Annotated in this window: 4 protein-coding genes; 1 reads left to right on the top strand and 3 read right to left on the bottom strand. The window is 66.4% G+C overall.

From position 1 onward, the window contains the following. Positions 1-79: 79 nt before the first annotated feature. On the bottom strand, positions 80-8,716 hold the full coding sequence (locus tag B0E51_RS13105; RefSeq protein WP_077445343.1) for a glycoside hydrolase family 94 protein: 8,637 nt from the start codon (positions 8,714-8,716) through the stop codon (positions 80-82). Between the two features lie 180 nt (positions 8,717-8,896). Here B0E51_RS13105 and B0E51_RS13110 point away from each other — a divergent pair, with 180 nt between their 5' ends. Further along, positions 8,897-9,376, top strand: a complete 480-nt coding sequence (locus B0E51_RS13110; RefSeq protein WP_077445344.1) for a GNAT family N-acetyltransferase — start codon at positions 8,897-8,899, stop codon at positions 9,374-9,376. Here B0E51_RS13110 and B0E51_RS13115 read toward each other — a convergent pair. Both B0E51_RS13115 and B0E51_RS13120 read right to left on the bottom strand, forming a co-directional pair. Then, positions 9,360-11,867: a GGDEF and EAL domain-containing protein gene (locus tag B0E51_RS13115; RefSeq protein WP_077445374.1), complete on the bottom strand. Its 2,508-nt coding sequence runs from the start codon at positions 11,865-11,867 to the stop codon at positions 9,360-9,362. The two genes, B0E51_RS13110 and B0E51_RS13115, sit on opposite strands and share 17 nt — an antisense overlap. A 99-nt stretch (positions 11,868-11,966) precedes the next feature. Beyond that, positions 11,967-13,109 (bottom strand): hypothetical protein, encoded by a 1,143-nt coding sequence (locus B0E51_RS13120; protein WP_077445375.1) that lies wholly within the window; start codon positions 13,107-13,109, stop codon positions 11,967-11,969. Between the last annotated feature and the right edge of the window lie 32 nt (positions 13,110-13,141).

A 13,141-nucleotide genomic window follows, 5' to 3' on the forward strand; every position in this document is an offset into this window, starting at 1 on the left:
TCGCAGCCTAATCCTGCAACCTAATCTCGCAGTGTTCATCGGTCGGAAATGACCGATCTTCATGAGCGAGAGACGCCGATCACTGCGTACGCGGATGATTGAGCTCCACGCTGTGCTCCACCCCATCATCGACCAGCGCAATGCATCCATCCGCCTGCGCCACCCCATCCAGCCACACCGTACTCACCGTGCCGACATCGCTCTGCCGCAGATTGATCCGGTACAGCGTGTCGTGATGGCGGTAGTCCAGCGAGAACCCTTCCCACTCCGCGGGCAGCACCGGCGCGAAGCGCAGGCGGGCGGCTTCCAGCCGCAGGCCGAGTAGCGACTCGACGATCAACCGGTACATCCAACCGGCGGAGCCGGTGTACCAGCTCCAGCCGCCGCGGCCGACGTGTGGCTCGACCGCGTAGACATCGGCGCTGACCACGTAGGGCTCGACCTTGTAGACGTCCATTTCTGTCGCGTCGCTGCCGTGGCTGACCGGGTTGATCATGCGCAGCAGTTCCCACGCACGGGCGCTGTCGCCGAGTTCGGCGAAGGCCATCGTGGCCCAGATCGCGGCGTGCGTGTATTGGCCGCCGTTTTCGCGCACGCCGGGGACATAGCCCTTGATGTAGCCGGGATCGAGTGGCGACTTGTCGAATGGCGGATCGAGCAGTTGCACCAGGCCGGCGTCGCGACGCACCAGATGCTGGTCGAGCGAGGTCATCGCCTGCTGCTGGCGTTCGGGCGAGCCCGAATGGGACAGTACCGACCAGCTCTGCGCGATCGAGTCGATGCGGCATTCGTCGTTGCTACTGGAGCCGAGCGGCGTGCCGTCGTCGAAGTAGGCGCGGCGGTACCAGGCGCCATCCCAGGCGTGCTGTTCCAGCGCGCTGCGCAGCTTGGCGACTTCATCCTCGCAGCGCAGCGCGAAAATTTCGTCTGCATGCAGCCGCGCCACTTCGGCGAAACGCGTCAGCACTTCGCAGGAGAAGAAGCCCAGCCATACGCTTTCGCCGAAGCCCTTCTCGCCGACCCGGTTCATGCCGTCGTTCCAGTCGCCGCTGCCGATCAGCGGCAGCCCGTGCGTGCCGCGCGGCAGGCTGTGTTCGATCGCGCGCACGCAATGCTGGTACAGCGTTTCGCGCAGCCCGGAATGTTGCGGCAGGTCGTAATACGACTCTTCGCCCGGATGCAGCGGTCGACCTTCGATGTAGCCGACCTTCTCGTCCAGCACGCCGGTGTCGGCGGTGGCCAGCACGTAACGACTGGTGGCCAGTGGCAGCCACAGGTAGTCGTCGGAACAGGTGGTGCGTACGCCGCGATCCAGCGGCGGATGCCACCAGTGCTGCACGTCGCCTTCGGGGAATTGGTGTGCCGCGCACAGCAGCACTTGCGCGCGGGCCAGTTCGGGTGCGGCGTGGATCACCGCCATCGAATCCTGCAGCTGGTCGCGGAAGCCGAATGCGCCGCCGGACTGGTAGTAGCCGCTGCGCGCCCACAGCCGGCAGGCGATGGTCTGGTACAGCAGCCAGCCGTTGGCCAGCACATCGAGCGCGGGTTCCGGCGTGCGGACCTGCACCGCACCCAGCGTGCGCGCCCAGTGCGCACGAACCTTGGCCAGCGCGTCGGCGGCCGAGCCGTTGCCGCGGAAACGCTGCACCAGCGCACCGGCGTCGGTGGCATTGCGGCCCAGCCCGAGCCGGAAGATCACCTGCCGCTGCTCGCCGTCATTAAGTGTCAGGTTCGACTGCAGCGCCGCGCAGGGATCGAGTCCGGTGCCGAGGCGGCCGGACAGATGCGTGCGGCCCAGTGCAGCAGGTGCGCCCATGCTGCCGTTGCGGCCGAGGAATTCGCTGCGGTCGCCGTCGATGGTGCGCGCGGGATCTTCGAGGTCGAAGAACGCCACCCGGTTCGGGAACTCGCTGTTGTACGCATTGCGCGCGAACAGCGCACCGCTGGCTGCGTCCGATTCGGTGACCACGTGCATTGCGGTCTTCTCGCGCAGATCGCCCAGCAGCCATTCGACGTAGCCGGTGACGCTGAGCTTGCGCGACTGGCCGGAGTCGTTGCGCAGCTTCAGCACCGAGAATTTCACCGAGGCGTCCAGCGCCACGTACACCCACAACTCGGAGTGGATGCCGTCCTCGACATGCTCGAACACGCTGTAGCCGAAGCCGTGGCGGGTGATGTATTCACCGCTGCCACGGCACGGCAGCGGCGTTGGCGACCACACCTGGCCGGTTTCCTCGTCACGCAGGTACAGCGCCTCGCCGCCGGCATCGCCGACCGGATCGTTGTGCCACGGCGTCAATCGGAACTCGTGCGCGTTCTCGGCCCAGGTATACGCACTGCCGCTCTCGGAGATCACCGTGCCGAAGTGCGGGTTGGCCAGCACGTTCGACCACGGTGCGGGCGTGCTGTCGCCATCGGCCAGCACGACCACGTATTCGCGACCGTCGGCGGTGAAGCCGCCATGCGGATTGGCCAGCTGCAGCACGGGCAGCGTGGATGCGGCCGGTGCGAGGGTGCTGGCGATACGCTTCGGCCGGCTCGGTTCGAAGCGCGGCGCATGCGTCTCGACCAGGCGCCGGCTGATCTGCTCGGCCAGGCTACCGCGGTTGTCGGCCAGGATGATGCGTGCGCTGGCTAGCACCACCATCCGGTCCTCGCTGGATAACTGCTGCGCGGGGCGCACGAAGATGCCGCCGGGACGATCGAGCAGGCTGGCCTCGCTGCCGGAGGCGATCAGACCCATGATCGCGTCCTGCAACTCCTGCCGGTAGCCGGCGCGATCCTCGTTCCAGATCACCAGGTCGACCGCCAGCCCTTTCAGCCGCCAGTACGCATGCGCCTGCACCAGCTGGCGCACCAGTTCGATCCGCGCGGGGTCGCTGATCTGCAGCAGCACGATCGGCAGGTCGCCGGAGATCGCCTGCCCCCACAGGCCGGACTGGCCGCGGCGGTTGCCGCGCAGGACCGCGGCTTCGGCACGCAGGTTCGCATTCGGGTAGATGATCGAGGTGGCCATGTGCTCGTACAGCTGCGCATCGGCGAGGCTGGCGTTGAGCTGGCGCAGCAGCACCTGGCTGTGCGTCCAGGCCAGGTCGAACACGCGGTCGGCGAGATGGCGGTCGCGGTATTTGCCGATCAACTGCACGCAGGCGTCGCGGCTGGGGGCCATGCCGGTGACCAGATCAATCGTGGCCGACTGCTCCGGTTCCAGCGTGATGCGGCAGCGGATCGCCACCACCGGATCGAGTACCGAACCGGCGCTATTGGACAGCTGCGTCTGCTCGCGATCCAGTGCGAGCGGTTGCGCTGCGCTGCGGCCACGGCCGATGAAACGCGCGCGATCGGTTTCATACGAGATCTCGTCGATGTCGGCGTCGTGCACGGCCAGCAGGTGGCACATCCACGGCACCGCTTCGTCGTGCGCGCGCGGCCGGCGAGTGCATACGATTGCCTGCAGCTCGCGCACCAGTTCGGTCTGCACGAACAGCTTGCTGAAGGCCGGATGCAGCGCATCGGCCAGGGCCGGCGCCAGCACCACTTCGGCATAGCTGGTCAGCTCGATCGTGCGCCGCGTGCGGCTGCGGTTGGTGATGCGGGTGCGGCGCAGTTCGATGTCGTCTTCCGGCGACACCACGATCTCGGTGTGTGCATCGAAGTCGCGTTCGCGCACGCGGAACTCGGCGCGCGCATCGGAGAAGATCGCTTCGAACAGCTCGGTCTTCTTCAGCGTGGGCTGATAGGTGGTGGACCAGTACTCGCCGCTGGCGACATCGCGCAGGTAGCAGAACATGCCCCAGTGGTCGCGCGTGATGTCCTCGCGCCAGCGCGTCACTGCCAGCTCGCCGCAACGGCTGTAGCCGCCGCCGGCGCTGCTGAGCATCACGTGGTAATGGCCGTTCGACAGCAGCTGCACCGCCGGGCGCGACCGGTCCGGATCGGCGAACACGCGCAGTCGTGCTTCGGCGGCGCGCGAATGGCTGTCCGTTTCTGGGACGCCGGACGTGTGTATGTATTCAGCGGCCGTGCGTGGAATGCGTTCCTGCAGCAACAGGCTGGTGGCCTGGAACTGCGGGTCGGATTCGAAACGCCGCTGCATCGGCTTGCCCAGCAGCGCGTAGTCCAGCGCCAGCAGGCTCATGCCCTGGTGATGCACCATGAACGAGCGCACCAGCGCCGAGGTCTGCCCCAGCGGCAGCCGTGCCGGCGTGTAGTCGATCGCTTCGTACAGGCCGAAGCGCCCTTGCACGCCTCCTTCTGCCAGTCGCTGCAGGTTCCGGGTGGCGGCGGCTGGTGCCACCATCATCGCCATGACGCTGGCATACGGCGCGATCACCACGTCGTCGCCGAGTCCGCGTTTCAGGCCCAAGCCGGGTACGCCGAACGCGCGGTACTGGTAGGTGAAGTGCGCATCGAGCGTGTTGTAACCGGATTCGGAAACGCCCCACGGCAGGTTCAGCTGGTTGCCGTATTCGATCTGCCGCGCCACCGCGGCGCGGCAGGTCTGGTCGAGCAAGGTGCCTTCGTAGCTCGGCATCACCAGCATCGGCATCAGGTATTCGAACATCGAGCCAGTCCATGACAGCAGCACCGGTTCGCCACCGCTGGTGGTCAGCAAGCGGCCCAGCGAGAACCAGTTGTCCTGCGGCAGCTGACCCTGCGCGATCGCCACGAAGCTGGCCAGCCGCGCCTCCGAGGCCAGCAGGTCGTAAAAGCCCGCATCGAGCCGGCGCTCGTCGACGTTGTAGCCGATCGCCAGCAGGTCGCGTGCGCTGTCGTACAGGAAACGGTAATCCATCAGTGCGAGTTCGCCGGCCTGCTGCGCCAGTTGTTCGATTACCGCGATGCGTGCGTTCGCGCGTTCGCGCAGGGCGTCGGCGTCATGCGTAGATGGCCAGCACAGCGGTTCGATCCGTGCCAGCTGCAGCAGCGTGGGGATGCCGCTGAAGCCGCCGTCATCATCGGATGGCGGATCGAGATTGAACGCGATTGCTTCGTCATACAGGTCGCTGCACTGGACAAGCAGTGCGTCGAGCCAGAATTCCGCATCGCTGCCGGGTTCGACGGTGAGTGTCTGCGCCAGCGCATGGGCCTCGTCGAGTTGTCGTTGCAGCAAGGCCACGGCCGCACTGGTGGTGGCCGGTGGCGTGGCCAGCGCAGTTTCCAGTGCCTGCTGCATCGGCTTCAACGCATCGAGTCCGGCGCGGTCGAGCGTATCGTGCAGCACGCCGAGCGTATCGAGCAGGCCTTGCAGCGCACTTGGTTGAAACACCGGTTCATCGAGCAGCCCCAGCAGGCCCGGTCGCAAGGTCAGCAGGTGGCCGGCGAGGTTGCCGCTGTCCACCGCCGAGATATACAGCGGCGCCAGCGGCTGCAGGCTCAGCGTGTCGTACCAGTTGTAGAAGTGGCCGCGATGGCGCGGCAGCGTGCGCATCGTGGTCAGCGTCTGGCGCGTGCGTTCAAGCAGCCGGCCAGTGCTCAGGAAACCGAAGTCATGACCGGCCAGATTGGCCAGCAGGGCCAGCCCGATATTCGTCGGCGAGGTGCGGTGGGCGATCGCGGGCGCGGGCTGTTCCTGCAGATTGTCCGGCGGCAGCCAGTGATCGTCCGGTCCGACATGGGCGTCGAAGAACGCCCAGGTCCGGCGCGCCAGCGTGCGCAGGAAGCGCAACTGCACGACCGTCGGCGCAAACGTGGTGGGCACGCGCGGTTTGCTGATCCACCAGGCGATCGTGGGCGACAGCAGCCACAGCACCAGCAGTGGCGCAGCGAGGATCAGCACCAGTGGACGTTGCAGCGCCAGCGCCACGGCCAGCAAAACCGCCAGCAGCGGGCCGACCCACATCAGGCGCCACAGCGTACCGGGCGCGTTGTTGCTGTGCCGTTCCACGTCGCTGGAGGTCTGCCATTGCAGCAGCAGGCGTCCACTGACCAGCATCCGCCACAGCGTGCGCACGATCGCATCGAGGCTGTACAGCACTTCGTGCGGCAGCCACGCGAGCGCCAGCGCCATCCGCGCAAAGTGCTGGCCCATGGCGCGCAGCGCGGCGCGCAGATGCTGATCCAGTTGCACCTCGGTCGGCTTCTGCACCAGATCCAGCAAGGCTGACAGCAGCGGTGGAATCAGCACCATCGCCAGTACCGCAAGCATCCACGACAGCGCGGGCGACATCACCAGCCAGCCAAGCATCAGCAACAGCAGCATTGAGGTGGGCACCAGGCTGCGGCGCAGGTTGTCGAGAATCTTCCAGCGCGACAATGCGGTCAGTGCATTGCGACGCCAGCCGTCGTGCGCAGTCGGCGCCCACGGCAGCAGCCACGGCATCAGCTGCCAGTCGCCACGGATCCAGCGATGGCGGCGCTTCACGTCGGCGCTGTAGCGGGCCGGATATTCCTCGTACAGCTGCACATCGCTGAGCAGGCCCGCGCGAGCGTGACAGCCTTCGACCAGGTCGTGGCTGAGGATGCGGTTTTCCGGGAAGCGACCATCCAGGGTGCGCTCGAAGGCATCGATGGCATAGATGCCCTTGCCGATGAACGAGCCTTCGTGGAATACGTCCTGATAGACGTCCGAGACCATCTGCGTATACGGATCGATGCCGGCGTCGCTGCCGTACAGCTGCGCATAACGTGACCGCGCGGTGCTGGGCAGGCTGATGCCCACGCGTGGCTGCAGGATCGCGTAGCCGGCCACCACGCGCCGCAGTTCGGGGTCGTACACCGCGCGATTGAGCGGGTGATCGATGGCGCCGACGAACTTGTGCGCGGAATCGCGCGGCAGTTGGGTGTCGGTGTCCAGCGTGATGACGTACTGCACCGGTGGCAGTGTCGCGATATCGCCAGCGATCAGCAGGAAGCGCTCGCGTCCGTGGCCGCGCAGAAGTCCATTGAGATCGGCCAGCTTGCCGCGCTTGCGCTCGTGACCCATCCAGCACTGCTCGGCCGCGTTCCACAGGCGTGGCCGGTGGAACAGGAAGAAGCGGTCGGCTTGCGCGGTGCCGTATTGATCGTTCAGCGCCTCGATACGCCGCCGCGCCAGTCGCAGCAGCACCGCATCCTCGGGCAGGGTTTCACTGGCGGCATCGGTGAAATCGGTGAGCAGGGCGAAGTGCAGGTGTTCGTCGCGGTTGGCGAGAAAGCGCACCTCCAGTGACTCCACCAGATCCTCGATGTCCTGCGCGCTGGCGATCATGCTCGGGATCACCACCAGCGTGCGCGCGCTGGCCGGAATGCCCTTCGAATAATCCATCCGCGGCAACCGCTGCGGTGCCACCGTCAATGTGGCCAGCCAGTTGAGCAGGCTCAGCCCCAGCTGGCTGGCGAGGATCGTCGCAGGTATCGCGATCGCGACCAGCGTCCACAGTGGCAGCTGATCGTGCGCGGCCGCCTGTACCAGTGGGCGCGCAAACAGGAAGGTGAGCAAGACCAGCAGGCCGAGGTAGATCGGCAGCGGCGCCCGGTCGAGCAGCCGGCGCAGCGTTTCGGCGAGCGGCGGGCGTATGCCGAGTCTTTGCTCCAGTACACGACGACCCTGGTCAATCAGATAGAAGCCGACATGCCGTTGCAGCGATGCCGGGTCTCCCGTCAGTGCGTCGTCCTGACACAGTTCGACCGCCGCGTCGGCCACCTGCTGCTCGCTCGGCACCTGCTTGCGCGCCAGCGCTTCGATCACATGGCGATAATGATCACGGGTGGCGAAATCCATCGTGGCGTAGACACCGGCCGGATCCTCGCGCAGCCGCTGCTCGACGAGGCTGGTGTGCTCGACGAAGTCGCGCCAGTCGATCGCCGACAGTGCGCGCAGGCTGCCGATGCTGTTGCCAACCGACACCTGATGGGCGGCCTGCTGCTGTGCCTCCAGCTGCACCAGGTGCTCGATGCTCTGGCCCGACTCGGACAGGCGTTGCTCGATCCAGCTCAACGGCAATGCCAGCGCGGGACTCTGCCCCTGCAGCCGGCGCGCCATTTCGGCGACGAACGGGCTGGTCATCGGCGGGTTCGAACGCGCCATGTCGGCGACCACCAGCACCACGCTCTTCGGATCGCGCTCGGCGGTGCTGGTCATCGCGTCGGCCCAGCGCGCCGCCTTGCCGCGATAGCGCCAGTCCGCGATCACCCGTGCGGCGACCCGGCGCAGGTTCTCGATCAATGCCAGCCGCAGCATGATCGGGATCGCCCACAGCTCGCCCAGCTTGAGCGGGGTGACGGTCTGGTAGGCGTTGACGAAGCGGCTGAGGCTGTTGATGTCGACGCGGCCGTCGCCATGCGAAATGATTTCCAGCGCGATGTCGTAAACGCGCGGCAGATCGATCGATGGGCCGTTCTGCAGTCGCGGCAGTTCGCGGCTATAGCCTTTCGGCAGATGTCGACGGGCGATGCGGATCTGTTCCTCGATCAGGTAGAAGTTGTCGAGCAGCCATTCACCGGCCGGGGTGATGCGTCGACGCAGCCGGGTCGCCGCGGTGAGCCGTTCGCAGGCATGGATCAGTACCGCTTCGTTGTCGGCCAGCCGCGCCAGCAGCAGGTTTGCGCTGGCACGCGTGCTCAGCCGGTGCTGGTCGGCCAGGGTCTGGCCGTGACGCTCCATCTGGTCGGCGCTGAATAGCTCCGCGCGCAGTGCAGGCTCCTGCTCCGGTTTCGTGCGTGCGGCTGCACGGCGCCGACGGAAGGCGCGCAGCCGGCGCAGCTTGAGCAGGTCGAGTGTGCTTCCAATATTCAAAATTCGAGCTTTCCTTCGATTTGCACGCGATCACATCGCGGAAAGGCCGGTGCCGGCTTGCTTGCCGATGCGTTCATGGCATCCCGCGTCTACAGGCACCGGCCCCGACCCTACGCGACATCGTGTGAAGGCGACGCACGCTAGGATGTGCAACATCGTCCTGTTCACTGGAGTTGCTCCGTGCCGTCGCTGCTGATTCGCACTGCCACACCTGCCGATATTCCCGACCTGCTCGCATGGAACGCCGCGATGGCGTGGGAAACCGAGCGGAAACGCCTCGATCCGGCGGTGCTGGAACGCGGCATCGCCGGCGTGTTCGCGCAATCGCAGCGGGGCTTCTACCTGATTGCCGAGCGCGATGGCGTGGCCGCGGGCAGCCTGCTGGTGACGTACGAATGGAGCGACTGGCGCTGCGGTGACTACTGGTGGATCCAGAGCGTGTACGTGGTATCCGAGGCACGTCGCGGCGGTGTGTTCCGTGCCTTGTATGCGGATGTCGTGCAGCGCGCCGCCGCGGCCGGCGCGGTTGGTCTGCGGCTGTATGTGGAGACCGAGAACCAGCGTGCGCAGACCACCTATGCCGGACTGGGCATGCAGCGTTGCCACTACTGGATGTATGAAAGCCTGCTCGGTGGCAACCCGCTCAAGACAGCGGAGTAGTCCGCGCCGGGGCGTGGCCGGCGGTATCGGCGAGCAGCTGCTGGAATTCCGTGGCCGGCATCGGCACGCCATACAGGAAGCCCTGCAGCTGCGAGCAGCCGGCATGGCGCAGGAACGCGCCCTGCTCCGGGGTTTCCACGCCTTCGGCGATCACGTCCTTGTTGAGGCTGCGCGCCATCGCGATGATCGCGCGGGTGATCGTGGCGGTGTCGCGGTCGGTGGTGAGGTCGCGCACGAACGCGCGATCGATCTTCAGCGCGTCGATCGGGAAATGCTTCAGGTAGGACAGGCTGCAGTAGCCGGTGCCGAAATCATCCAGCGACAGCCGCACACCGCGCTGCTTGATCCGCCGCAACAGATTGGCGGTGCTCTCGCCACCTGACATCACCATGCGCTCGGTCAGCTCCAGTTCGAGCAGGTGACCCTCGAGACCGCTCTCGCTGAGGACGTCGTCGAGCCAGGTATAGAAATCGGCGTGCTGGAACTGCAGCGGCGACACGTTCACCGAAACCGGCATGCGATGTCCCTGCTGCTGCCACAACCGCGCCTGCTTGCAGGCCTGGCGCAGCACCCAGGCACCGATCGGCAGGATCAGCCCGCTGTCCTCGGCGACCGGGATGAACTGGTCCGGCTTGTGCAGCTCCTGCCCGTTCACGTGCCAGCGCAGCAAGGCCTCGGCACCGACAATCCGGCCATCCTGGGCATCCACCTTGGGCTGGTAATGCAGGCTCAGTTCGTGGCGCGGCAGTGCCTGGCGCAGGGCGCTCTCGATGCGGCGCCGCGCCTGCGCGCGTTCATTCATGGCCGGTGTGAAGAAGCGGTAGCCGTGCTGGCCTTGCGCCTTGGCAGCGACCAGGGCGGTTTCGGCGTGCTGCAACAGGCTTTCCGGTTCGGTCGCATCGTCCGGATAGACGCTGATGCCGATGCTGACGCGCAAGGCCAGTTCCGGCAGACCGTCGACGCGGATCTGTTCGCAGTGGTTGATCAGGATCTGGCCCAGGTTGGCCGCCTCGCCCACGCTGTCCAGATGCGGCAGTATCACGATGAACTCGTCGCCACCGTAGCGGCTCAGCAGTTCGTCGCCAGGCAGGCAGCGCTGGATCTGTGCGACGAGCGCGCGCAGCACGCGGTCACCGTCGGCGTGCCCGTGCTGTTCATTGATCTGCTTGAAGTTGTCGATGTCGAGATAAAGCAGCGCGGCGCGCTGCTGGCGCCGCTCAGCCGTGACCAACGCCTGGCCAATATGTGCCTGCAGCTGGCTGCGGTTGGGCAGGCCGGTGAGCGTGTCGTGCTGGGTCAGGTGAATCATCTTCAGCGCCAGCGAACGGGTCTCGCTGACATCGTGGAATACCAGCACGCCGCCGATCACGTTGCCGGCATGGTCGTGGATCGGTGCCGAGGAATCCTCCACCGGCGTGTCGAAACCATGCCGGTGCCGCAACAGGGTCTTGCCGGCGAGATCGACGATGGTGTTGTGTTCGATCGCCGCGCGCAGCGGGTTGGCCACCGGCTGGATCTGCTGCGCATCGAACAGCTGGAAGATCTCCTCGATCGGTCGGCCCTGGGCTTCGCTGTCGGTCCAGCCGGTCATTGCCTCGGCGATCGGATTGAGCGAGGTGACGTGCAGCTGCGGATCGGTGGTGATCACGGCGTCGCCAATCGAACGCAGGGTCACCTCGGCCAGTTCGCGCTCGCGATGCAGCGCGTCCTCGAAGGCCTTGCGTTCGCTGATGTCCTGCGCCTGCGAGACGAAGTACAGCGGCGTGCCCTGGTCGTCGCGCACCAGCGACACGCTGAGCTGGATGTAGACGGTGTGGCCGTCCTTGTGGAAATTGCGCTTCTCCAGCTGGTACGACTCCCGCTGACCGGCCAGCAGTTGCGCCAGCAGCGCCATGTCGGCGGCCATGTCATCCGGATGGGTGATCTCGGTGATGTTCAGTGCCAGCATTTCCTCCTCGCGGTAGCCGAGCATCTGGCATACCGCGGTGTTGACGCGCAGGAAACGGCCATCCGGGTGAACCAGCGCCATGCCGATCGCGGCGTGCTGGAACGCGCCGAAGAAGCGCTGCTCGCTCTCGTGCAGCTGCAATTCCAGCGTGCGCCGTTCGGTAATGTCGACCAGCGCGGTGAACACGCCACGCACGTGGCCGGCCGTATCGAAATCCGGCTGGAAGTTGCCGTGCGCGTAACGCCGTTCGCTGCCGTTGTAGAGCTCGCCTTCGTAGCTGGCCATCTGGCCGGCATATGCCTTTTCCAGGGCGGCATTGGCAAGCTGGTGGTTGCGCTTGCCGATCACCTCGATCAGGCGGCGGCCCAGCAGGGTCTGCGGATCGATGCCGAGCCAGCTGCGATGGACCTCGTTGGCATAGAGGAATCGCTGGTCGATATCGAGATAGGCAAGCAGCACGGGCGCACTGCGCACAATACGTGCGGGCCAGTCCGGTCCGTGGAGAAGCGATGGCAATACCTCGGCAGACTTGTGCGGCCGCATGGTCATTCCGTCAGCTGGAGCGCCCCCTGTCGGCGCAAACCCATCATGCACCCGGTGTCTGCTGCGGCACAAATGCCACGGCGGGAAACTGTGATCGGCTCAATGCAGGGCAATCGCCGGCGCACCAAGCCGGCCGTGCTCGTCAAGCACGATCCGGCCCAGCGCATGCAGGTCAGCGGCGGTGTGGTAGCGCTCGGCCAACAGCGCCAGCAATGGTCCCAATGCCTGTGGCTGCAGCGGATAGGCGTGCGCCAGCACCCGTGCCACGCCGGCTGCGCTGCGCTGGGCCACGCTGACTGCAACCACGCCGAGACCCGGTGCCTCGTGTGCGAACAGGGTCGGTGGATCGTAGCCGGGCTCGGCTGCGGCCAGGGTTTCCAACAGATAGCCGGCCGCGGCCAGGGTTTCCTGCCCGGCAACGGCCTGCAGGCGCAACGGCAGCTGATGGGCGTCGAGCAAGGCGGCGTACTGGCGCAATTCGAACACGATGCCGGCAAACGCGTGCACGCGCTGGGCGGTTTCGCCGCGCTGGGTGACCAGCCACTGTGAAGGCGACTGCGCTTCCACCATGCCGTCGGCGTAGTGCAGGGTCAGGCCGCGTGCACTGAGCGTGGACTCGGCGCGGTAAGGTGTCAGCAGCGCGGCTTCCAGCAGGGTCCACAGCGAGGCCAGATTGACGTGCTCGTACTGCACGCAGGTCAGTGCGAGCAGGTCGTTGCGGCTGAGGTAACGCACGTGCTCCAGCCGGATGCCGAGCGTACGCATCAGCCAGTCAGCCGTACGCGCGCCGGCTTCGCCTCGGCCGACCAGCTGGATCTCCAGCTGGTCGGACAGCGCCTCGGCCAGTTCCGGTGGCGCCAGCAGGCTCAGCGGCAGCAATCGCATCGGGCCATCGGCGAGCACTGGCGAGGGTTCCAGCGGGTGCGCCGGCATGTGGCCTTCGTGGCTGCCGAACGCGACCACGTTGCCCAGCTGGGCGCGCGGCACGCGCCGGGCCAGTTCATCCAGCGTCGCCCATACCGGGAAGCCCGGTCGCAACAGCTCGACCTGGTCGAACAGTGCCCCGGCCAGCGCCAGTCGCGCGGCATCGACCTGCGGCACCAGCGCATGCAGGTCGGCGGCAATCAGCTCGACCAGTTCGGCGGCTTCGTCGCGGCTCAGCGTCACACGCGCTGCGGTTTCGCCGGCGACCGGTTCCAGTGCCAGCACCACAGGCAGGGCGAGCAGCGTTTGCGCTTCCACAGGCAGCAATTCCGAATGGCAAAGGGAATCAA

The sequence above is a fragment of the Rhodanobacter sp. C05 genome (assembly GCF_002001165.1).
GTDB lineage: Bacteria > Pseudomonadota > Gammaproteobacteria > Xanthomonadales > Rhodanobacteraceae > Rhodanobacter.

Coding starts and splice junctions, on each gene's coding strand:
- B0E51_RS13115 (WP_077445374.1), bottom strand. CDS start 11,867: ATGCGGCCGCACAAGTCTGCCGAGGTATTGCCATCGCTTCTCCACGGA.